At 63.3% G+C, this 20,624-nt stretch carries 20 protein-coding genes; 7 read left to right on the top strand and 13 right to left on the bottom strand.

What is annotated here, in order from left to right:
* Positions 1–10 precede the first annotated feature (10 nt).
* The 4 genes from JQ587_RS14680 to JQ587_RS14665 all read right to left on the bottom strand — a co-directional run bounded on the left by JQ587_RS14680 (position 11) and on the right by JQ587_RS14665 (position 3,964).
* Positions 11–232: a hypothetical protein gene (locus JQ587_RS14680; RefSeq protein WP_092230347.1), complete on the bottom strand. Its 222-nt coding sequence runs from the start codon at positions 230–232 to the stop codon at positions 11–13.
* A 111-nt stretch (positions 233–343) separates the two neighbouring features.
* Positions 344–1,162, bottom strand: coding sequence for a lytic murein transglycosylase (locus tag JQ587_RS14675; RefSeq protein WP_212302613.1), 819 nt, complete (start codon positions 1,160–1,162; stop codon positions 344–346).
* Positions 1,163–1,292: 130 nt separating this feature from the next.
* The gene (locus JQ587_RS14670) at positions 1,293–2,099 is read right to left on the bottom strand and encodes a shikimate dehydrogenase family protein (protein WP_212425738.1); all 807 of its coding nucleotides are present in this window, start codon (positions 2,097–2,099) and stop codon (positions 1,293–1,295) included.
* A gap of 5 nt (positions 2,100–2,104) precedes the next feature.
* Positions 2,105–3,964 (bottom strand): flavin-containing monooxygenase, encoded by a 1,860-nt coding sequence (locus tag JQ587_RS14665; RefSeq protein ID WP_212425737.1) that lies wholly within the window; start codon positions 3,962–3,964, stop codon positions 2,105–2,107.
* Between the two features lie 174 nt (positions 3,965–4,138).
* Between JQ587_RS14665 and JQ587_RS14660 the strand changes: the two genes are divergently transcribed.
* The 3 genes from JQ587_RS14660 to JQ587_RS14650 all read left to right on the top strand — a co-directional run bounded on the left by JQ587_RS14660 (position 4,139) and on the right by JQ587_RS14650 (position 8,199).
* Positions 4,139–5,764 (top strand): long-chain fatty acid--CoA ligase, encoded by a 1,626-nt coding sequence (locus JQ587_RS14660; RefSeq protein WP_212425736.1) that lies wholly within the window; start codon positions 4,139–4,141, stop codon positions 5,762–5,764.
* Positions 5,765–5,854: 90 nt separating this feature from the next.
* Positions 5,855–6,964, top strand: a complete 1,110-nt coding sequence (locus JQ587_RS14655) for a glycoside hydrolase family 172 protein (protein WP_212425735.1) — start codon at positions 5,855–5,857, stop codon at positions 6,962–6,964.
* 23 nt (positions 6,965–6,987) lie between these two features.
* Positions 6,988–8,199 (top strand): acyl-CoA dehydrogenase family protein, encoded by a 1,212-nt coding sequence (locus tag JQ587_RS14650; RefSeq protein WP_212425734.1) that lies wholly within the window; start codon positions 6,988–6,990, stop codon positions 8,197–8,199.
* Between the two features lie 11 nt (positions 8,200–8,210).
* Here the strand turns inward: JQ587_RS14650 and JQ587_RS14645 are convergent, their stop codons facing one another.
* Positions 8,211–9,119 (bottom strand): amino acid ABC transporter substrate-binding protein, encoded by a 909-nt coding sequence (locus JQ587_RS14645; RefSeq protein ID WP_212425733.1) that lies wholly within the window; start codon positions 9,117–9,119, stop codon positions 8,211–8,213.
* A 228-nt stretch (positions 9,120–9,347) separates the two neighbouring features.
* On the opposite strand from JQ587_RS14645, the gene JQ587_RS14640 reads away from it, so the two are divergent.
* From JQ587_RS14640 to JQ587_RS14630, 3 genes are all read left to right on the top strand, one after another.
* On the top strand, positions 9,348–10,589 hold the full coding sequence (locus JQ587_RS14640; RefSeq protein ID WP_212425732.1) for an amidohydrolase family protein: 1,242 nt from the start codon (positions 9,348–9,350) through the stop codon (positions 10,587–10,589).
* 40 nt (positions 10,590–10,629) lie between these two features.
* Entirely contained in the window at positions 10,630–11,835 is a 1,206-nt protein-coding gene (locus tag JQ587_RS14635; protein ID WP_212425731.1) for an amidohydrolase family protein, read from the top strand.
* A gap of 157 nt (positions 11,836–11,992) precedes the next feature.
* Complete coding sequence (locus JQ587_RS14630) at positions 11,993–12,310, top strand: hypothetical protein (protein ID WP_212302604.1); 318 nt, start codon at positions 11,993–11,995, stop codon at positions 12,308–12,310.
* Positions 12,311–12,325: 15 nt separating this feature from the next.
* Here JQ587_RS14630 and JQ587_RS14625 read toward each other — a convergent pair whose 3' ends face one another.
* The 8 genes from JQ587_RS14625 to JQ587_RS14590 all read right to left on the bottom strand — a co-directional run bounded on the left by JQ587_RS14625 (position 12,326) and on the right by JQ587_RS14590 (position 19,520).
* Positions 12,326–13,240, bottom strand: a complete 915-nt coding sequence (locus JQ587_RS14625) for a DUF1932 domain-containing protein (RefSeq protein WP_433995273.1) — start codon at positions 13,238–13,240, stop codon at positions 12,326–12,328.
* Positions 13,240–14,109 carry a substrate-binding domain-containing protein gene (locus tag JQ587_RS14620; RefSeq protein ID WP_212425730.1) on the bottom strand — a complete coding sequence of 290 codons (870 nt, stop codon included), beginning with the start codon at positions 14,107–14,109 and terminating at the stop codon, positions 13,240–13,242. Before JQ587_RS14620 ends, JQ587_RS14625 begins: the two co-directional genes overlap by 1 nt.
* Before the next feature lie 26 nt (positions 14,110–14,135).
* Positions 14,136–14,819, bottom strand: a complete 684-nt coding sequence (locus JQ587_RS14615; RefSeq protein WP_212425729.1) for a 4-carboxy-4-hydroxy-2-oxoadipate aldolase/oxaloacetate decarboxylase — start codon at positions 14,817–14,819, stop codon at positions 14,136–14,138.
* A complete protein-coding gene (locus tag JQ587_RS14610) occupies positions 14,816–15,529 on the bottom strand; it encodes a PIG-L deacetylase family protein (protein WP_212425728.1) in 714 nt (237 codons plus the stop codon). The genes JQ587_RS14615 and JQ587_RS14610 overlap by 4 nt, the downstream gene beginning before the upstream one ends.
* 65 nt (positions 15,530–15,594) lie before the next feature.
* A complete protein-coding gene (dctA, locus tag JQ587_RS14605) occupies positions 15,595–16,896 on the bottom strand; it encodes a C4-dicarboxylate transporter DctA (RefSeq protein ID WP_212425727.1) in 1,302 nt (433 codons plus the stop codon).
* A complete protein-coding gene (locus JQ587_RS14600; protein WP_212302600.1) occupies positions 16,893–17,777 on the bottom strand; it encodes an amidohydrolase family protein in 885 nt (294 codons plus the stop codon). Before JQ587_RS14600 ends, dctA begins: the two co-directional genes overlap by 4 nt.
* Entirely contained in the window at positions 17,777–18,736 is a 960-nt protein-coding gene (locus tag JQ587_RS14595; protein WP_212425726.1) for an amidohydrolase family protein, read from the bottom strand. Before JQ587_RS14595 ends, JQ587_RS14600 begins: the two co-directional genes overlap by 1 nt.
* A 73-nt stretch (positions 18,737–18,809) precedes the next feature.
* Complete coding sequence (locus JQ587_RS14590) at positions 18,810–19,520, bottom strand: TetR/AcrR family transcriptional regulator (protein ID WP_212302598.1); 711 nt, start codon at positions 19,518–19,520, stop codon at positions 18,810–18,812.
* Between the two features lie 117 nt (positions 19,521–19,637).
* Between JQ587_RS14590 and JQ587_RS14585 the strand changes: the two genes are divergently transcribed.
* Positions 19,638–20,618, top strand: coding sequence for a tripartite tricarboxylate transporter substrate binding protein (locus JQ587_RS14585; RefSeq protein WP_212425725.1), 981 nt, complete (start codon positions 19,638–19,640; stop codon positions 20,616–20,618).
* Positions 20,619–20,624 lie beyond the last annotated feature (6 nt).

Genomic DNA, 20,624 nt, shown 5'->3' with positions numbered 1-20,624 from the left:
GCCGTTCAGATCAACCGCCGACCAGGCGGGGATAGAACAGCGTTTCCTGCGCGGTCGGGTCGAACGATTTGATACGCGTGACTTCGCCCGGTCCGGTCCGGTACGCGGCGGTAAAGCCCGCGCCGGTCAGCTCCCGAAAGCGTTGTTCGGCCCGCGCCAACGCTTCGGCATTTTCTGGATCAAACTCGTGGCGCGTATCGCCGGTCTGGTCCATCACGATCTGGGTAGCCATGTTGAGTCTCCTCATGCCCAGCCCTGAACTTGATCAAAGCAAACCTCGTGCCGTCGGTTCCTGAATGCAACAACTTTCTCTGATGCGCGCAGTCACGCCTTGCGGAGCTAGTTAGCGCGCTGCCGCCGCTCCGCCACCCCCATCGATCTGCCGGCCCATCAGCGCGATGGCCTTCTGGTAGACGCCGGCTGCATTCCACGCCTGGATGGCGGCGAAATTCGGCTCGCCCGGCTGGTAACCGGCTCCCGCGCGCCAGCCATTGGCCTTGAGGAAGTTCGCGGTCGAACTCAGCGCGTTGGCGGCGACCTCCAGATTGCCGGTGCCGTAGGCCAGGATGTTCTTGGGCATGAACTGGGTCTGGCCGACCTCGCCATGCATGGAGCCGCGGGTCGCCCCCGACAGTACGCCGCGGTCGACCAGCTTCAGCGCCGCATAGAGCTGCTCGGTGAAGAACTCAGGGCGACGGCAGTCATAGGCCAGCGTCGCAATCGACGAGAGCATGTTCTGGTTGCCGCGCTGGCTTCCGAATCCGGTCTCCATGCCCCAGATCGCGATCAAGGGGCCCGGCGGCACGCCGTAGCGTTGCTCGATCGAGGCAAACATCGCCGCCTGCGACTGCTTCAGCGACCGCCCGCGCGCGACGATGGTAGTGGCGCCACGCTTGGCCAGGAACTGATCCAGGGACAATGAAAAACTGTGCTGGCTGCGATCCGCATTGATGGTGGCGCTGGCGTAATTGGTCTGCATCAGCGCCGAGATCGCGGTCTGACCGATGCCCTTGCCCTGCGCCTCCGCGCTGAACTCCCGCTTCCAGGTTTCAAAACCGCCGGGCCCGTTGCCGCATTGTGCGGCATGGGCGGCAGGGATCAGGGACAACAGTAGCGCGGCCGCGCCGATCACCGCCGTCGCAACGGTCCTACTCTCAGTCATTCCAGCGTTCCCTTCTCACGACTTTGCGCGACCGGCTCGCGCACGGCGCATGATCCTACGTCAGCCGGGCGCGCTCAAGCCCCGACCGATGCAATCAATGCAAGCATTATCCTTGACATGACTCAAGCGCTTAGCGTGAGCGATCCGCCCCCAGCAAGAAATCCACCATGATGCTCTGGTGCTGCTGGTACATGTCGGTCCCGGTTGCGGTGACGCAGCCGAGCTTGCGTGCTTCCACGATGAAGGGCGAGATTTCCGGCTTGGTGATCACGCAGCCGCAATAGGCCGACGGCGCCAGTCGCGTAACGTCGACCGGGAACGGGTCGCCATCCTTCATTCCGGCGGGCGTGGCATTGGCGATGAAATCGAAGCCTGCGGGATCGATAGCGCCTGGCCGCACGGGCGCCTTGCCGAGATCGTTGAGACGGCCGATCAGCGCGTCGCGGCGTTCGGCCGCGCTGTCGTGAATAGCGAGCTCCCTGACGCCGCCCTCGACCAAGGCTAGCGCGATAGCCGAGCCGGCACCACCCGCACCGACGAGAAGCGCCCGCATACCGCGCGGGTCAATCCCCTTCACCCGCGCCGCGCCGAGGAAGCCGAGACCGTCCACCATGTCGCCGTGCCACGCGCCATCCGCACGGCGGCGCATCAGGTTGACAGTACGCAGGAAGTGCGCGCGATCGGTCGCGCTGGCACAGGCCTGATAGCAGGCGAATTTGTGCGGGATGGTCACGACAATGCCGTCGAGGTTCTTCAGCCGGTTCGCCACCGACAGGAAGTTTGGCAGATCGGCGGTCGCGACCTGAACCGGAACGAGGATGCCATCATGGCCGCGGGCTGCGAACTCCGCCGATACCCCTGCGGGTGAGCGCACCTGCGCAATGGGATCGCCGACGATGACGTAGAGTCGCGTCGCGCCGGTAGGAGCCGGGATCATGCCGTTCATGCCGGAGCCGAAGCGTTGCCGCTCTTCGCGTTAGCGTCATAGATCAATTCCAATCCCTCCAGATTGCCTTCCTTCCGCCATTTGGTGAGCAGCCGGAGAAAGGCCACCGGCCCGCGCCAATACTGGCTGTTCCGCGCGGCCACCGGATCGAACACACCTTCATTGTTGTAGTAGCCGGGCGTGCATTCGGCGAGATAGGTCTGACGGCCGACCGCGGCCTTGACGACCTCGTCGACCCAGGCATTCTCGGCCGCAAGCGTCGGCTCCAATGTCCTTGCGCCACGCTTGCGCGCCTCTGCGATGACATAGGCGATGTGCTGCGACTGCTCTTCGATGATATGCGGAAAGTTGGCGCTCTGGCCGGCTTGCACCGTCACGATGAGGAAGCAGTTCGGAAAGCCGCGGCTGTAGAAGCCATGCATCGTCTTGACGCCATCGCGCCAGCGGTCCGACAGGCTCACGCCGTCGCGGCCGTAGACCTCAAAGCCCATGCGGCGCGCATAGTCGGTGCCGACCTCGAAACCGCTGGCATAGATCAGACAGTCGAGCTCGTAGGCCTTGCCGTCGACGACGACGGCTTTCTCCGTGATGCGCTCGACGCCCCTGCCCTTGGTGTCGACGAGATGCACGTTGGGACGATTGAACGTGTCGAGGTAGTCGTCATGAAAGCACGGCCGCTTGCAGAACGCCTTGTACCAGGGTTTGAGCGCCGCAGCGGTCGCCTCGTCGTTGACAACGGCGTCGACCCGGGCGCGGATCTCCTCCATCTTGCGATAGTCGGCCTGCTCGATCACCTTCAGCGCCTCTTCCATCGAGGTCACCGGCTGCGGCTGGCGGCGCGGCGCCAGCAGGATCTCGCCGAGCAGGCCGGTCCAGCCATCCTGCACCAGATCACGCTCGAACGGCTCGCCCGAGATCACCGCGGTGAAATTGTCCATGCGCTCACGCTGCCAGCCGGGCTTCAGGCTCTCCGCCCAGGTTGGATCCGTCAATCGGTCGTCGCGGACGCCGATCGCGGACGGCGTACGCTGGAACACGTAGAGCTCTTTCGCCGAACGACCGAGATGCGGCACGCACTGCACGGCGGTGGCGCCGGTGCCGATGATCCCGACACGCTTGTCGGCAAGGCCGTCGAGGCCGCCCTCCGCGCCGCCGCCAGTGTAGGCATAGTCCCACCTGCTGGTATGAAAGCTGTGGCCTTTGAAGTTCTCGATGCCGGGAATGCCCGGCAGCTTCGGCCGGCTCAACGGACCTCCGGCGAGGATCACGAAGCGCGTGCGGATACGATCGCCGCGGTCGGTCTCAACCAGCCAGCGTCCTTCCTGCTGCTGCCAGATCATGCGCGAGATGACGGTCTGAAACAGCGCTCGCTCGTAGAGGTCGAAGTGACGGCCGATGCGGCGCGAGTGCTCGTAGATCTCCGGCGCGCGTGCATATTTGCGCACCGGCATATAGCCGGTCTCCTCCAGCAGCGGCAGATAGATGTAGCTCTCGGTATCGCAGGCAGCACCTGGATAGCGATTCCAGTACCAGGTGCCGCCGAAATCGGCGGCCTTTTCCACGATGCGGAAATCGGACATGCCGGCTTCGCGCAGGCGCGCGCCACAGAGCAAGCCGCCGAAACCGCCGCCGACGATGACGACCTCGGTCTCTTCGCTGACGGCCGCGCGCGCAAATTTGGCGTCGGCCCAGGGATCGTCGAGATAGTGGGCAAAGCCGCCGACTGCCTCGACATACTGCGCCTTGCCCTCGGAGCGCAGGCGCAGGTCGCGCTCGTCGCGATAGCGCGCGCGCAAGGCCTGGATGTCGATGTTAGGCGCGCCGGCTGCACCGGTCTTGTGTCTTTCCGCTGACATCGATCTCCTCCACGGCGGCCGCGGCGTCGGCCTGCAGTTTACGCCAGTTAGCCCTGAAAAAGTGACGCGTGCAATCGCATCAGCCGCTTTTTGCGTGGACGTCGCGTGACGTTCCGCTACCTTGAATGCAATCGCACATGCGTCGCGCAACGACACGCCTTTTCGGAGGGGACAATGCAGGGACTGATGATGGACATGCCGCTGCTGATCAGTGGCCTGATCCAATATGCCGCCGATTATCACGGCGAGGCGGAGATCGTCGCGCGCGAGATCGAGGGCGACATCCATCGCTACACCTATGCCGAGGCCCATCCGCGCATCAAGCGCATGGCGCTGGCGCTCAAGCGGCTCGGCATGAAACCAGGGGACCGCGTCGGCACGCTCGCCTGGAATACGCATCGTCACTTCGAGATGTTCTATGCAGCGCCGGGCATGGGCTACGTGCTGCACACCGTCAACCCGAGGCTGTTTCCCGAACAACTCGTCTACATCATCAATCACGCCGAGGACCGCATTCTGTTCGTCGACCGTGCGACGCTGCCGATCGTCGACGCGATCGCGCCGCAGTTGAAGACAGTCGAAGCTTACGTGATCATGTCCTCGCGCGAACGTATGCCGGAGACGACCCTCGCGAACGTGCATTGCTACGAGGAGCTTCTGGACAAGGAGAGTGACGCTGGCTTCGCGTGGCCGGAGTTCGACGAAAAATCCGCTTCCACCATCTGTTATACATCGGGCACGACCGGGAATCCCAAAGGCGTGATCTATTCGCACCGCGCTGCGATCCTCCAGACCATGACCTGCTGCAACTTCGATTTCATTCCCGGGCATCTCGAAGGGGTGCGCGAGGTGATGATGCCGATGGCACCACTGTTCCACGGCAATGGCTGGAACATGCCGTTCACCGCGCCCTACACCGGCTCGAAGCTGGTGCTGCCCGGCCGCAATTACGAGCCCGACAAGCTCTATGAGCTGCTTGAAGGCGAGAGGGTGACGCTGTCCGCGGGCGTGCCGAGCTTCTGGCTGATCCTGCTCGACTGGCTTGGCCGCACCGGCAAGAAATTCTCGACGCTGCGCGCCACGCTGTCGTCGGGCTCGGCACCGCCGCGTGCGATGGTCGAGAAGCTCAAGCGCGACTACAATGTTGACTATATCCAGGCCTGGGGCATGACGGAGGCGTTGGGCTGCTCAATGCCGGGCTTAAGACCTGGCTCGGAGCATCTTAGCGAAACCGAAAAGTTCGACCGACGCCAGGTCTCGGGTCGCGCCTGCTTCGGCACCACCTTGCGCATCGTCGACGACAACGGCGTTGAGTTGCCGCGCGACGGCAAGACCGTCGGACACTTGCGTGCCCGCGGCCCCTGGGTCGCCTCCGGCTACATGAAGCTCGACGAAGGGCTCGACAACGACGGCTGGCTGATCACCGGCGACATGGCCGTAATCGACCAGCACGGTCACGTCACGCTCACCGACCGGTCCAAGGATGTGATCAAGTCAGGCGGCGAATGGATCTCCTCGATCCAGCTCGAGGACATCGCGCTGTCGCATCCCGACGTGCTGCAGGCAGCCGTCGTCGCCATCGCGCATGAGAAATGGCAGGAACGCCCCCTGCTCCTCGTCGTCCGCAAGAAGGGCGCGACAGTCGACGGCAAGACCCTGCTCGACCACATGCGTCCAAAGATCGCGAGCTGGTGGTTGCCGGATGCGGTCGAATTCCTCGACGAATTTCCGATGACCGGCACAGGCAAGGTGCTCAAATCGGCGCTGCGCGAGAAATTCAGGGGGTATCGCGTCGGGTAATCCAGCCCCTCGATATGCCGTCATCTTCATCTTTTGGTAGATTCGCCGACGATATATCCGAGACATCGCTAACCGCTGATCGAGGACATCATGGCGTTTTCCGGATTGGGCCTGCATCTCGGCAATCTATCGCGCCTGTCGAACGCGCAGACGCGTTCGATCAGCCCCGAGAACTTCACCGGCGAAAAGGGCAAGGGCGGCATGTCCGTCGACGGGCCCGCGGCACGCCAGGCCCGCGATCTCGGACAAGGCTGGAAGGTTTCGCCCTATGTCGTGATCGCCCCAGGCGCAACCTTCACGCTCGCCGACATCGAGGATCAGGGCGCCATCCAGCAGATCTGGATGACGCTGGCGCGCGGACGCCTGCGCCATTCGATCCTGCGGGTCTATTGGGATGACCAGACGCTGCCAAGTGTCGAATGCCCGGTCGGCGATTTCTTCGCCTGCGGATGGGAAGAATTTGCACAGGTGTCCTCGCTCGCGGTCTGCGTCAATCCGGGGCGGGCCTTCAACTGCTACTGGGAAATGCCATTCCGCAAGCACGCGCGCTTCACGCTGGAGAATCGCAGCGAGGAAGAGCTGACGGTCTATTACCAGATCAACTACACGCTGACCGAGGTGGCCGAGGATTGCGCCTATTTCCATGCGCAATTCCGCCGCGCCAACCCGCTGCCTTACAAGGACGTCTACACCATCCTCGACGGCGTCAGCGGGCACGGCCAATATGTCGGCACCTACATGGCCTGGGGCGTCAACAACAATGGCTGGTGGGGCGAAGGCGAGATCAAGTTCTTCATCGACGGCGACGGCGAATTTCCGACCGTCTGCGGCACCGGCACCGAGGACTATTTCTGCGGTGCGTACAATTTCGACCCCTATGTTGCGCATGCCGGCCAGCTACAATCACGCTATGTGGAATTCACCACGCCCTATGCCGGCCTGCCGCAGGTGATCCGTCCCGACGGCGTCTATAAATCGCAGCAACGCTTCGGCATGTATCGCTGGCACATCCCCGACCCGATCCGCTTTCAGAGCGACCTTCGCGCAACCATTCAGGCGTTGGGGTGGCTGCAGGGCGTCAAGGACGCAAAGTATCTTCCGCTGCAGGACGACATTGCCTCGGTCGCATTCTGGTATCAGACGCTGCCGACGGCCCCGTTTCCGCAATTGCCGGGGCCGGACTATCTCGAAATCGGCTAGCCGATCGTTCAAGGAGACCTCAGATGCTCTACCCGATGTCGCCAAAAGTCGTCGAGCTCAAGCGCAACCTCGAAAGCTTCATGGACCGGCACATCTATCCGAACGAGGAGCGGTTCTACCGCGAGGCGGAAGAGCTCGGGCCGTGGGAGGTCTATCCCGTCGTGGAAGAGCTGAAGCCGCTCGCGCGCGCCGAGGGCCTCTGGAATCTGTTCCTGCCGGAGTCCAGCCACGGCGCCGGCCTCACCAATCTCGAATATGCCCCGCTCTGCGAAGTCATGGGCCGCTCGCATCTGGCCCCGGAGGTGTTCAACTGCTCGGCGCCCGACACCGGCAACATGGAGGTGCTGGAGCGATATGGCTCTGAGAAGGACAAGGAGCGCTGGCTGAAACCGCTGCTCGCAGGCGAGATCCGCTCCTGCTTCGCCATGACCGAGCCAGCGGTCGCCTCGTCCGACGCGACCAATATCGAAAGCTCGATCGTGCGCGACGGCGATCATTACATCATCAACGGGCGCAAGTGGTACACGACCAACGCGACCGACCCGCGCTGCAAGGTCTGCATCTTCATGGGCAAGACCGATCCTGACAATGCCGACCGCCACAAGCAGCAATCCATGATCCTGGTGCCGATGGACACGCCAGGCATCGAGGTGAAACGGCCCCTGCCCGTGTTCGGCTTCTACGGCGTGCCCGACCGTGCCTCGGAAGTCATCTTCACCAATGTCCGCGTGCCGAAGGAGAACATGCTGCTCGGCGAAGGCCGCGGCTTCGAGATCGCGCAGGGCCGTCTCGGCCCCGGCCGCATCCACCATTGCATGCGGCTGGTTGGCTTAGCCGAGCGCACGCTGGAAAAGATGTGCCGCCGCGTGCGCAGCCGCGTCGCCTTCGGCAAGCCGGTCGCCGAGCAGACGGTGACGCAGGAGCGCATCGCAGAGGCGCGCATCATGATCGAGCAGGCCCGGCTGCTGACCCTGAACGCGGCTTACGCGATGGATACCGTCGGCAACAAGGTCGCGAAAGCCGAGATCGCGATGATCAAGGTCGCTGTGCCCAATATGGCCTGCCAGATCATCGACTGGGCCATCCAGGCTCATGGCGGCGGCGGCACCTCGAACGATTTTGGCCTGACCCAGGCCTATGCCACCGCACGTCTGCTGCGCCTCGCCGACGGACCGGACGAGGTGCACAGGAACCAGATCGCGCGGTTCGAGCTGAAGAAATATTCGAACGCGTAGGTAGGCGCGCCTCACTTCACCAGGTACACATCCGGATCGGCGCTCGAGCTCGGATTCTTGAAGGCGTTGCGCAAGGCGGCCGACATTGGAACATTGTAGTTGAGGCCGTTCGGCGGCGTCGGAGATTCCAGCCACTTCCTGTAGAGCGCCTCGATTTCCGGGCTCTCATAGAGTTCAGCCGTTGCGCGGTCGGCCAGCACCTTGAACGGCACGTCGTCCCGGCGCAGCATGATCCCGTAGGGTTCGGGCTTCGAGAACGTCTCCTCGCTGATCATGAACTGCGCCGGCTCCTTCGAACGCGCAATGGCGACCGCAAGCTGCACGTCGTCGAGTGCATAAGCCTGCGCGCGGTCGGTTTCGAGCAGCAGGAAGGCTTCGGCCTGGTCCTTCGCCGGCATCACATTGATGCCGAGATTGCGCTCGGTGTTGACCTTGGCGAGCTGGGTCAGGTTGACAGAGCCCGCCACCGCCGTGACCGCCTTGCCCTTGAGATCGTCGATGGTGTTGATCTTGGCGGCCTTCTTCGCGGCAAATCGCGTCGCGCTGAGGAAGTGCGTGTTGGTGAAGGCCACCTGCTTCTGGCGGTCGGCGTTGTTGGTGGTCGCCGAACAGTGCAAATCGAGCGTGCCGTTCACCATCAGCGGGATCCGGTTCGACGATGTCACCGCGACATAATCCACGGCAATGTCGGGCATGGCGAGCTGCTTCTTCACGGTGTCGACGATCTTAAGGCAGATATCCATGGCAAAGCCGATCGGCTTCTGGTTGCCGTCGAGATAGCTGAAGGGCACGGAGGCTTCCTGATAGCCGAGCGTGATCTTCTTGGTCTCCTTGACCTTCTGGAGCGTGCCGGAGAGGTCTTCGGCGGAGGCTGCACCCGCAAGACACGTGACGGCCAGAAGAACGACAGGAAGACGCATCGGGGGCTCCTCAAGAGGGTGCTGCGCCACATGCCGAGCGCAATCGATCGGGTGATAGCCCAGGCGCCGGCCAGCCGCCAGACCAGCCTGCGTCTATCAGCTATCACGGCTTTCGATATGTGCCGGACGGCTGGGGGAGCGCATATATTTTGATCATATCCCCGCTAGATTGCCGTACGCCCGCAGCCTCGCCGACTGATATAAGTTTCTCCATCAAGATTGCCCGCCATGACCGTCCAGACCGCCTTCGACCTGATCTTCCGCAACGCCAAGCCGCGATCATTCCCCGCGCCGGTCGACATCGGCGTGAAGGACGGGCGTATCGCTGCGATCGAACCCTGGCTGGCCTGCGAGGCCGTCGAAGTCGATGTCGGCGGACGGCTGGCCCTGCCCGGCTTCGTCGACACCCACATCCATCTCGACAAGGCTTGCCTGCTCGAGCGCTGCGGGCACATCCGCGGCACACTCGGCGACGCGATCCGTGCGGTCTCGGCGATGAAGCGGGATTTTGGCGTCGAGGATGTCTATGCACGCGGCGCCAAGGTGCTCGAGCGCGCCATCGTGCACGGCACGACGCGCATGCGTACCCATGTCGAGATCGACCCGCGGATTGGCCTGCGCAGCTTCGAGGCGGTCAAGGCGCTGAAGCACGACTACGCCTGGGCGATCGATCTCTCGCTATGTGTCTTCCCGCAGGAAGGCCTGACCAACGATCCCGGAGCCGAGGAATTGCTGGTCCAGGCCTTGCGCGACGGCGCCGATGCGATCGGCGGCTGCCCCTATACCGACACCGACCCGAACGCACATCTCGCACGCATCTTCGATCTCGCCCAAGGATTCGATCTCGACGTCGATCTTCACCTCGACTTCGATCTCGACACTTCCTGGTCGCATCTCGACGAGGTCTGCCGGCAGACCGAGCAACGCAAATACGGAGGGCGCGTCGCAATCGGCCATGCCACAAAACTCTCGGCCTTGCCGCCCGAGCGGTTGAAGGCCGCCACTGCCCAACTGGCAAAAGTCGGTGTGGCCGTCACCGTGCTGCCAGCGACCGATCTCTATCTGATGGGGCGCGCGGCCAGCCACAATGCGCCGCGCGGGCTGACGCTCGCGCACAAGCTTGCGGGCCACGGCGTCGTCTGCTCGGTCGCGACAAACAACGTGCTCAACCCCTTCACGCCGTTCGGCGATGCCTCGCTGCTGCGGATGGCCAATTTTTATGCCAATGTCGCCCACGCCGCCGTCGGCGACTTCGACATCTGTCTCGATCTCGTCACCGAGCTGCCGGCGCGGCTGATGAATCTCAAAGATTATGGCATCGCGGTCGGCAAGCCCGCCGATCTCGTCGTGCTCGACACACAAGACAGCCGCTTCGCCATCGCGGAGCTGCCGGATATCTTGATGGGGTTCAAGAACGGCCGGCAGACCTTTGAACGGAAGGCGGCGACGCTGCTCAAGCCTCGAAACTAGACCGCTCGCGCAACGACAAATCGACCAACGGAGCAACCGGATGGCCTTCGACACGATCTTCCTGAACGCGCGCTTCGATAGCGGAGCGTGCCATCACATCGCGGTCAAAGACGGCCGCATCGCGGCCCTCATGCCGGCCGACGCGGCGGCAACCGGTGCCAAGACGATTGATCTCGACAATGCCCTCGTCGTTCCCGGATTCGTCGAAGGCCATATCCATCTCGACACCAGCTTCTATGGTGACGCCTGGCGTCCGCACAAGCCGTGCACTGACGGATTCAATGTGCACGAACGCGTGGCCTTCCAGGCCCAGAATATGGCCGAAGCGGCGCCGATGGAGGTGCGGGCGCGCAACCAGCTCGATCTCTGCATAGGACACGGCGCCACCCAGATGCGCAGCCATGTCATGGTCGACGGTTCGGTCGGCCTGAAATCGCTGGAGACGATCTTGCGCGTGCGCGAGGAATATCGCGACCTGATCGACATCCAGCTCGTCGCCTTTCCCCAGAGTGGCATTTTGGCGAGCCCGGGCACACCGCAGCTGCTCGATCAGGCCATCAGCCTCGGCGCGAACCTCGTCGGCGGGCTCGATCCCGCGAGTTTCGATCGCGATGTCGAGAAACACCTCGACGCCGTATTCGGCGTCGCCAGCAAGCACGGCGTCGATGTCGACATCCATCTGCATGACATGGGCACGCTGGGCGCCTTCGAGATCGAACAGATTGCCGCACGCACGCGCGCGCTTGGCATGGAGGGCCATGTCGCCATCAGCCACGCTTACGGGCTCGGCGACATCTCGATAGATCATCTCAAGACGATCGCCGACATCCTTGCCCGCTCCGGCGTCGCAATCATGACGAATGCGCCGGGTGCCCGGCCCTTCCCGCCGATCCTTGTCCTGCGCAACGCCGGCGTCACCGTCTTCAGCGGCAACGACAACATCCGCGATTCCTGGTGGCCCTATGGCGACGGCGACATGCTCCGCCGGGCGACAACGCTCGGCTATCGTTCTGGCTTCAATACCGACGAGGAATTGCGTGTCGCATTCGACGTCATCACGGTATCAGGCGCAAAAGCGCTGCGGCTCGAGGGCTACGGCCTGCGCGTCGGCGCCAAGGCCGATTTCGTGACGCTGCGCGCAGAACACGTTCCCGAGGCCGTCGTCGCGGCGCCCCAGGGCCGCGCGGTCTACAAGGCAGGTATGCTCGTTGCGCTCAACGGTATGATGGTCGGGAAGAAGCGCTGATCGTCGGACCTTTACGGCCCGATTTGCCATCAAATCTTCCTCAAATCCGAGTCCGGTAAAATCCCGGACCGTAGCCCCACGCGTTGCGAGGCTGCCCCATCTGATCTTACTAGGAGATGCGCACTGACCATCTGCGTTCTCTGGGGAAGTTATGGATATGTTCAGCGCATTCAGCAGCATTGACTATCAGTCCATCCGGGCCAGCACGCCCGCCGAGACTGCCGTCAAGCGCTTGAATGGCATCGGCGAAGTGTTGTCGCGCCTCGATATCTCGGCGATTCACTCGCAGAGCGACATGGCCCGCGCGCTGTGGACGCTCGATACTGCGGACAAGTGCATTCGCATGATCCTGACCGAGTTCAGGACCGAGCGCACCAAGGACGTTGTGCGCGAGGCCAACAGCCTGATCGGTTTGATCGAGGCCGCCCGCGACGAAGTTTCGGGCTATCGCGACGGCGGCATGGTGTTGAGCTGAACGGGGCGTTCGGCTCTAACGTTTGATCTTCGCCAGAATGCGGTCCGCCTCGATGCGCCAATCGGCGCTGCGGGCAAACTCCTTCGTCCCCTTCGTGCCGAACAGCCCTTCATCGGCGAGATCGGCCACCCAGGCCTGGCGCTCGGCGGTGCCCTGCGCCGACCACGGCGTCAGCCCCGCCTCGCGCACAGTCTCCGCGACCTCGCGCACTTCCTCGGCGCGGCGGCGGCCGTGCTCGATCACGCGCTGGAAGAAATAGGCGCCCTGCTTCTCCCAATTGATCGCGGGAAAGGTTTCCGTGAGCGACGCCAGCACCGCGTCCTCGACGCCATAGGCGCGTGCGGTCGTAAAACTCTCGATGACCATGGCCTCGAGGCCCTTGATCATGATGCTGCGGCACATCTTCACCGCCGAGGACACGCCGAGCTTGTCGCTGGCAACCTGCGCCGCAAAGCCGATCGCATTCAAAAGCGGTTCGAGTTCCCTCGCACCGGGACCACCAAGCAACAGCGGCACCTTGATGCGATATGGCGGCACCGAGGTCATCACGGCACCCTCGACATAGCGTCCGGCAGCACCGTCGATCAGCGCCGCCGCGCGCTGCTTGGCACCGGGCGAGGCCGAATTGAAGTCGAGAAACCAGGTGCCCTGGTTGATCGCGGCCGCACAGGCCTTTGCGACCGGCACTGCCTGGCTCGCCGTGACCGCAGAGATGATGAAATCGGACTTCCTGGTCAGCTCGGCGTGAGACGCTGCGAGCATCACGCCAAACTTGGCCGCATGATTGCTCAGCGAAGCCCCCTGTTCGCCGCCGAGCTTGATGTCATAGGCTGATACTTTGATGTGCTGCTGGCGCAAATCCTCGGCCAGGATCCGGCCGACCTCACCATAGCCAACGAGCCCGATCTGCCACCGCTTCGGATCCGCCATCAGCTCAGTCCTCGTGTCGTCGCGTCAAACAGCTCCTCGACCGCATAGCGGCACGGGATCAGTCCCTGCTGGAATGCGTAATCGACGATCAGCTCCAACGGCTTTCGGTTCGCCTCGATCCCGAACGGAACGAAGTCCGGATTTCCCAGAGGGCCGGCCTGCGCCTTGTTCCGCTTGAGCAGATCATAGACGCCAGCGACCACATCCGGGCGCGATTTCGCGAGGCCCTCGGTCACGACCACGAGATGGTTGACCGGCACGATGCCACGACCGGCATACCACTTCGCCGCCTCCGCCGCGGGATCGGGAAACAGCGACTTCAGCTTTGGGTCATCAGAGGTCTCGCCGAGGACGGCGTCGAGTTCGCCGTCGAGCAGCATCTGCAAAACCTTCTTGTCCTTCGGTGCGCGCTCGGTGGTGTCGACATATTCGGCGACATGCGGATCCTCGAACGTCACCCATTTGATCTTGTCGAGATTGACGCCGTAGTCGTTGGCGAGGATGCCCCTGATCCAGGCGCCCGTCGTCGTCGTGAACGAGCGTATCCCGACGCGCTTGCCTTCGAGATCGGACGGACCGAGCTTTCCCTTTTTGGGATTGTAGAGCGCGTAGGAATGCTGGAAACGGCCCATCATGGTCGCCGGCAGCAGCACCAGCGGCTTGCCGTGCGCCTTCGCCATCAGATAGGTGACGATCGCCATCTCGCAGACGTCGAAGGCCTGCTCCCGCACCATCGGCTTGAAGGCCGTGTTGGTCGGCGTGTACTCGATGAAGTCGAGATCGAAGAGGTCGGAGCGCAACGCGCCACTCTTCACCGCCTGGACATGGGGGTGACTGCCGAGCACGGCCTTCAGCTTGAGACGATCCATCTGCGAACTCCGCTTCGCTTCTTCGCCTAGACGTCGCCGGGATCGTCGACGTAGACGAGCCCGGCCTTCGCCAGCGCCTCGCGCATGTTGTACATGTCGAGCCCGAGCTCACCCGAGGCGAGGCGCTTGCGCTTGCCGCCCTCGTCGGCGTTACGCTTCTTCGCCTTCTCGGCGACCTCGGCCGCATGGCGCTTCGGCACCACGACGACGCCGTCGTCATCGGCGACGATGATGTCGCCGGGATCGACATTGACGCCGGCGCAAACGACGGGGACGTTGACCGAGCCGAGCGTGGCCTTGACCGTGCCCTTGGCCGAGACCGCGCGCGACCACACCGGAAAGTTCATCTCGTGCAGCGCTTTGACGTCGCGGCAGCCGGCATCGATGATCAGCCCCTGCACGCCGCGGGCCTGCAGCGAGGTCGCCAGCAGCTCGCCGAACATGCCGTCGGTATTGTCGGTGGTGCAGCCGACGACGAGGACGTCACCCTTCCTGCACTGTTCGACCGCGACATGGATCATCCAGTTGTCGCCGGGTTGCGCCAGCACAGTGACGGCCGGGCCGGCGATCGATGCGCCCGCCCAGACCGGCCGCAAGTAAGGCTTCATCAGGCCGAGACGACCATAGGCCTCGTGCACGGTCGAGACGCCGTATTCCGCCATGCCGGCAGGGTCGGCTCGCTCGATGTTGCGAACGACGACCGGCTTCATGCCAACTCCTCCGCGACCGTCGGGAACAGGCGCTGATAGGCCTCGCAGTAAGTCATGGGCACGCCGGTGTTGCGGCTGCCTTGGATGCCGCGATTGAGCGCAACGCGCTCGTAGTAGCCCCAGAGATGCTTTTGCGCGGCGAGGATCTGAAACGCCTCGTACTTCTCTTTCCAGACCTCGTCGATCTTCAGAAGCAGGTCCGGCTTGTAATTGCACTGCTCGGGCTGGTGCGGCTCGAACAGGAACACCGGCGGCGCTGAGTATTTGTACTGCGCGCCGGGCTTGTGCCCCATCGCCTGCGCGACGACACGGGTCTCCTGCGCGAAATGCGCGGCGTTCGGGTGATCGAAATTATAGGGATCTTCCAGCGCGTGGGTGAGCACAAAGCTCGGATTGAGCTCGCGGTAGATGTCGACCATGCGGTCGAAATGCGCCTCGGTGAGCTTCAGCGGATAGTCGCCGCAATCGAAGAACTCGATCTCGGCCCCCAGCAGCTTTGCCGCCCGCTCCGCTTCGTCCTTGCGGCCGGCCTTGACCGATTCCAACGTCGCGTCCTTTTCCTTCCACGCGAACTGGCTCTCGCCGCGCTCGCCGAATGACATGCACACGATCTTCATGCGATAGCCCTTCTTCGCATGCAGCGCGATGGCACCGCCGGCGCGCCAGACGAAATCGCCGGGATGGGCGGTGATCACGAGACCCGTTTTCATGGGACTACTCCCCTCTTTCGTTCGTCAACATCATAGGCTGCCTGCATCATGCCGGCAGCAATTCGTCAGGCAGCAGTGACCGCAGGTTCCTTACCGTCCAGCACGCGCTTCAGGCGTTCGCCGTCGAGCGCGCCTTCCCATTTTGCAATCGCAATGGTCGCGACCGCGTTCCCGATCAGATTGGTCGGCGTCAACCCCTGCGACATCAGGCGATGAATGCCGAGCACCAGCGCGACACTCGTCACCGGAATCGTACCTGTCGCCGACAGCGTCGCCGCCAGCACGACAAAGGCCGCGCCCGCGATGCCTGCCGCGCCCTTGGAGGTCACGAGCAGGATCAGCAGCAACTCGATCTGCTCGGCGAGCCCGAACGGCGTGTTGGTCGCCTGCGCCAGGAAGACCGAGGCCGCAGCCAGATACAGGCAGGTTCCATCTAGATTGAAGGAATAGCCGGTTGGGATCACCAGCCCGACCACGCTCTTCTCGCAACCGGCCTTCTCGAGTTTCGTCAACATCCGCGGCAGCACGGTCTCGGACGATGTCGTAGCGACGCAGATCAGCAACTCTTCCCAGATGTAGCGGATCAGCTTCAGCAGCGAGAAGCCGCAGAGCCGCGCGACGGGGCCGAGGGCCACGACGATGAAGACCACGCAAGTCAGATAGAATCCGCCCAGCAGCTTGCCGAGCGAGGCCAGCGAGCCCACGCCGAACTTTCCGACTGTAAACGCGATGGCACCGAACGCACCGATCGGCGCGGCCCACATCACGAAGCCGACGACGGCGAACACCATCTTGGCGGCGATGTCGATCAGGCTGACCAGCGGCGCGGCGCGCTCGCCGAGCTGCACCAGCGCAAAGCCGCAAAGTACAGAAATGAACAGGACCTGGAGAATGTTGCCCTCGGCGAAGGCACCGATGAAAGTCGCAGGCACGACGTTCATCAGAAACGGCACGAAGCCGATGACTGCAGTCTGCTTGACATAGGGCTCGACTGCGCTGGCATTGATGCTGGCGGGGTCGATATTCATGCCGGCGCCGGGCTTGAGCAGGTTCACCGCAATGAGACCGATGATCAGCGCGATCGTGGTCATGATCTCAAAATAGATGATCGCCTTGACCGCAACGCGCCCGACCCGCGCCATGTCGGCCATATGGGCGATGCCATGGACGACCGTGCAGAAGATGATCGGTGCGATCAGCATCCGGATCGCCTTGATGAAGGCGTCCCCGAGCGGCTGCATCTTGGACCCCGCCTCGGGGCTGACGATCCCAAGCGCGATGCCGGCAGCCATGGCGATGAGCACCTGGATCCAGAGCTCCTTCCACCAGGCGCGGCCGCGCGGCTTGTCGATCGCCATCGCCGTCATCGGTCGAACTCGAACAGGCGCGCGGGATTGTTGACCAGGATTTTTTGCTGGAACTCCGGCTCTGGCGCAAACAGCGGAATCAAATCGACGAGGTCGCCGTCGTTCGGCATCACCTTGACGTTGGGATGCGGCCAATCCGTGCCCCAGATGACGCGGTCAGGCGCAGTCTCGACGATTTTTCGTGCAAACGGCACAGCATCAGTAAAGGGCGGCCCCGCCGAGGAGACGCGCTCCGAGCCGCAGATCTTGACCCAGCACTTCTGGTCGCGTTGCATCAGCTCGATCAATATCTTGAACGGAAGCTGGTCGAGCCCCTCGGACGCCTTCACCCGGCCCATATGGTCGATGGTGTAGCTCAAAGGCAGTCTGGCCAGCATGTCGGCATATTCAGGCAGATCGATCGCATCGAAATGCAAGTCGACGTGCCAGCCGAGCGGCGCGACCATGGCTATGACGCGGTTGAACACGCTCTTGTCGGGGACGCCGCCGAGGTGGCGAACGAAATTGAAGCGGCAGCCGCGGAAGCCGCCTTCGTGCAGCACGTGTAGGTCGCGCTCGGTGATGGTGTCGTCGATATTGGCGACCGCCCGATAGGCGCCATTGCTCTGCGCAATGGCATCGAGCGCCACCGTATTGTCGGTGCCATGCACGCTGGCATTGACGATGACGGCGCGCTCCACGCCGAGCTTGGCATGCAAGACCTTGAAGTCCTCGAGCGGCGCATCCGGCGGCGTGTAGGAGCGTTCGGGGGCATAAGGATATTTCGCGCCGGGCCCGAAGATGTGGCAATGCGCGTCGCAGGACAGCTCTGGCAGCTTGAACTTCGGCGTGCGCGTGTTCGGATCGGGCGGCGGAATGGTCGGTGTGTACGTCATATTCATCAGCTGAACTTGAACAGGCGCGCGGGATTGTCGACCAGCAGCTTGTGCTGAATCGCCTTGTCGGGCGCATAGAAGGGAACTAGATCAACGATCTCGCCGTCATTCGGCATGATCTTGACGTTGGGATGCGGCCAGTCGGTGCCCCAGATGACGCGGTCGGGCGCATTGTCGATCAGCGCCTTGGCGAACGGCACGGCATCGTGGAACGGCTTGCCGGCCGCCGAGGCCCGTTCGAGGCCGGTGATCTTGACCCAGCACTTCTCATCCTTCTTCTGGAGGTCGAGTAGTGCCGTGAAGCCGGGATCGTCGAGCCCTTTCGTGGCTTGCACGGTTCCCATGTGATCGATCACGTAAGGCGTCGGCAGCGCGGTGAGGATCGGCGCGAATTCGGCGATGGTGCCCGGCTCGAAATAGACGTCGATGTGCCAGCCGAACTCGGCGACGCGGTGTACGATACGCTGGAACTTGTTCATGTCGCCGACACCGCCGAGGCGCTTCAAGAAAGCGAAGCGGCAGCCGCAGATGCCGCTCTTGTCGAGTGCCGCCAGCTCCTTCTCGCTCATCTCGTCGCTGACATTGGCGATGCCCTTATAGGCGCCCTCGCTCTGCCTAATCGCGTCAGTCACCACGCGATTGTCGGTACCGTGCACGGTCGCATTCACGATCACACAGCGCTCGACGCCGATCTTCTCGTGAACGCTGCGGAACGTCTCCAGCGGCGCGTCAGCCGTATTGTACGGGCGCTTTTCCGAGAAGGGATAGCGGGACGCCGGTCCGAAAATGTGGGTGTGGCTGTCGCAGGATTTTGGCGGCAGCTTGAACGACGGCGTCTTGGGATTGGGGTCCGGCGGCTCGATCGTCGGGATGACCTTCGGTTCGGCCGCCTGCCCGCGCGCTTCGCCCGCGAGCACGGCACCGGTCAATCCGGTCAAGAGATGCAAGCAGTCTCGCCTGTTCATTTCCTCGTCACCCCATCACATGTCCGCTTGCGAGCGGGAGCGCTGTTGCGCGCCTCCCCTCGGGCGATTTCTTTCAAGTCTTGCTGCTTGCAGGAGTTCGTCGCCGGGCCGGCGCGGCCTGATCCAGGGCGGGCGCCTGGAACGCGGCGACGGTGGCCTGCACCAATTGCTCGATGGCATTGGCGGCATCGCCGCCATCGGCCTCACCGCGCGACAGGCGCGAAACGCGATCCGGCGTGACCAGCGAGTAGTAGAGCGCGCCGAGCAGGAAGTGGCTGCGCCACACGATGTCGGTGCGCGGAATATGTGGCAGGCTCTCGTGGATCGCGTCGATAAAGGCGTGACTGGTATCGTCAAACGTCTGCGCGATGATTTTTCGCGCGACCTCGTTGCCTTCGGCCGACATCACCGCACGGAGCCGCGTGAAACGCGCGCCGCCGCCGGCAAGATCGCTGCCCGAAGTGAAGGCCGGCACGACATAGGCGCGCACGACGGCTTCGAGCCGGTCCTGGAGATCGCGCACGCGCTTGGCGGCCGCGAGCAACTCCGAGCGCCGCAAATTCATCGGCCCGCAATGCCGCCGATAGATCTCCAGCAGCAGGCCGTCCTTGGTCTTGAAATGATAGGTCACGCTGCCGGGATTGGCTCCGGCGGCATGTGCGATGTCGCGCACCGAGACGGCATTGAAGCCGTTGGTGGCGAACAGCTCCTCGGCCGCGGCGAGGATCGCCTCGCGCATGTTCGGCTTGCGGGCCGTTTCCTTGCTGGTGGGCTTGCGTACCATGTGATTTGTACTATCGTACAAAAGATCAGGTCTCGTCAACAAAAACCACGGGCAATGTCCCGAAGCGGTTCGGAAGACCTCCGCACGGACGCGAATGCCCCCAGGGAGTGCTGAATAATGCTGCGTCTAAACACGAAGATCGGCGCTTTGATGCTAGGCGCCGGGCTCCTGCTCGCGGGCAGCGCCGTGCAGGCCGCTGACCCATATCCGAGCAAGCCGGTCCACATCCTCGTACCCTATGCGGCCGGCGGCGCAGTCGACGTGCTCGCACGTACGCTCGGCCAGGCGCTGGCCAAGACCTGGGGCCAGCAGCCCGTGATCGACAATCGCCCTGGTGCCGGCGGCATCGTCGCCTCGCAGGCGCTGACGCAGGCCGCACCCGATGGCTACACGCTGATCCTGGTCGCCAGCGGCCACCCACTGAACCAGTTCATCTATCCGAGCGTGCCCTACGACACGTTCAAGGATTTTACCGCGATCACCGAAGTCGCCTCCTCGCCGCTCGCGATCGTCGTCGCCAAGGACAGTCCCTACAAGACGCTCGGCGATCTCCTGGCCGCGGCGAAAAAGGAACCGGATAAGCTCTCTTACGGCATGTCCGGCAACGGCACCTCGGCGCACCTTGCCGGCGAGCTCCTGAAGTACATGTCCGGCACCAAGATCGTCGCAATCCCCTACAAGGGGGGCGCCCCGGCACTGACCGCCGTGATCGCCGGCGAAATCCCGCTCAGCATCAATCCGCTTGCGGAAGCCATTGGCCAGCTCGAAGGCGGCCCGGTGCGCGCGCTTGCGGTGACCTCGGCGGAGCGCTCCAAGGCGTTGCCGAATATACCGACCGTCGCCGAGTCTGGTGTCCCCGGCTACGACGTCTCGGTCTGGTGGGGCGTGCTCGGCCCGGCAAAGATGCCGCCCGACATCGTAGCAAAACTCGAAACCGATCTGAAAGCTGCACTGCAGGATTCAAACGTGCTCTCGACGCTCAGCAAGATCGGCGCAGCGCCCGTCGGTTCCTCCGCCAAGGATTTTGACGCCTTCATGCACGCCGAGGCTACCAAATGGGAGCCCGTGCTGAAGGCTGCCGACATTCGCGCGCAGTGAGATCTT

It is taken from the genome of Bradyrhizobium manausense (assembly GCF_018130615.1).
In the GTDB taxonomy this organism is placed as follows: Bacteria; Pseudomonadota; Alphaproteobacteria; order Rhizobiales; family Xanthobacteraceae; genus Bradyrhizobium; species Bradyrhizobium manausense_A.
This window is presented reverse-complemented; position numbering and strand designations above follow the sequence as displayed.

What these genes read in the sequence shown, in the direction of transcription:
- JQ587_RS14660 (WP_212425736.1), top strand. Translation starts at nt 4,139, where the DNA reads ATGCAGGGACTGATGATGGACATGCCGCTGCTGATCAGTGGCCTGATC.
- JQ587_RS14650 (WP_212425734.1), top strand. Translation starts at nt 6,988, where the DNA reads ATGCTCTACCCGATGTCGCCAAAAGTCGTCGAGCTCAAGCGCAACCTC.
- JQ587_RS14600 (WP_212302600.1), bottom strand. Translation starts at nt 17,777, where the DNA reads ATGAATATGACGTACACACCGACCATTCCGCCGCCCGATCCGAACACG.
- JQ587_RS14585 (WP_212425725.1), top strand. Translation starts at nt 19,638, where the DNA reads ATGCTGCGTCTAAACACGAAGATCGGCGCTTTGATGCTAGGCGCCGGG.
- JQ587_RS14665 (WP_212425737.1), bottom strand. Translation starts at nt 3,964, where the DNA reads ATGTCAGCGGAAAGACACAAGACCGGTGCAGCCGGCGCGCCTAACATC.
- JQ587_RS14630 (WP_212302604.1), top strand. Translation starts at nt 11,993, where the DNA reads ATGTTCAGCGCATTCAGCAGCATTGACTATCAGTCCATCCGGGCCAGC.
- JQ587_RS14640 (WP_212425732.1), top strand. Translation starts at nt 9,348, where the DNA reads ATGACCGTCCAGACCGCCTTCGACCTGATCTTCCGCAACGCCAAGCCG.
- dctA (WP_212425727.1), bottom strand. Translation starts at nt 16,896, where the DNA reads ATGACGGCGATGGCGATCGACAAGCCGCGCGGCCGCGCCTGGTGGAAG.
- JQ587_RS14675 (WP_212302613.1), bottom strand. Translation starts at nt 1,162, where the DNA reads ATGACTGAGAGTAGGACCGTTGCGACGGCGGTGATCGGCGCGGCCGCG.
- JQ587_RS14595 (WP_212425726.1), bottom strand. Translation starts at nt 18,736, where the DNA reads ATGAACAGGCGAGACTGCTTGCATCTCTTGACCGGATTGACCGGTGCC.
- JQ587_RS14635 (WP_212425731.1), top strand. Translation starts at nt 10,630, where the DNA reads ATGGCCTTCGACACGATCTTCCTGAACGCGCGCTTCGATAGCGGAGCG.
- JQ587_RS14590 (WP_212302598.1), bottom strand. Translation starts at nt 19,520, where the DNA reads ATGGTACGCAAGCCCACCAGCAAGGAAACGGCCCGCAAGCCGAACATG.
- JQ587_RS14615 (WP_212425729.1), bottom strand. Translation starts at nt 14,819, where the DNA reads ATGAAGCCGGTCGTCGTTCGCAACATCGAGCGAGCCGACCCTGCCGGC.
- JQ587_RS14680 (WP_092230347.1), bottom strand. Translation starts at nt 232, where the DNA reads ATGGCTACCCAGATCGTGATGGACCAGACCGGCGATACGCGCCACGAG.
- JQ587_RS14625 (WP_433995273.1), bottom strand. Translation starts at nt 13,240, where the DNA reads ATGGCGGATCCGAAGCGGTGGCAGATCGGGCTCGTTGGCTATGGTGAG.
- JQ587_RS14645 (WP_212425733.1), bottom strand. Translation starts at nt 9,119, where the DNA reads ATGCGTCTTCCTGTCGTTCTTCTGGCCGTCACGTGTCTTGCGGGTGCA.
- JQ587_RS14620 (WP_212425730.1), bottom strand. Translation starts at nt 14,109, where the DNA reads ATGGATCGTCTCAAGCTGAAGGCCGTGCTCGGCAGTCACCCCCATGTC.
- JQ587_RS14670 (WP_212425738.1), bottom strand. Translation starts at nt 2,099, where the DNA reads ATGATCCCGGCTCCTACCGGCGCGACGCGACTCTACGTCATCGTCGGC.
- JQ587_RS14610 (WP_212425728.1), bottom strand. Translation starts at nt 15,529, where the DNA reads ATGAAAACGGGTCTCGTGATCACCGCCCATCCCGGCGATTTCGTCTGG.
- JQ587_RS14655 (WP_212425735.1), top strand. Translation starts at nt 5,855, where the DNA reads ATGGCGTTTTCCGGATTGGGCCTGCATCTCGGCAATCTATCGCGCCTG.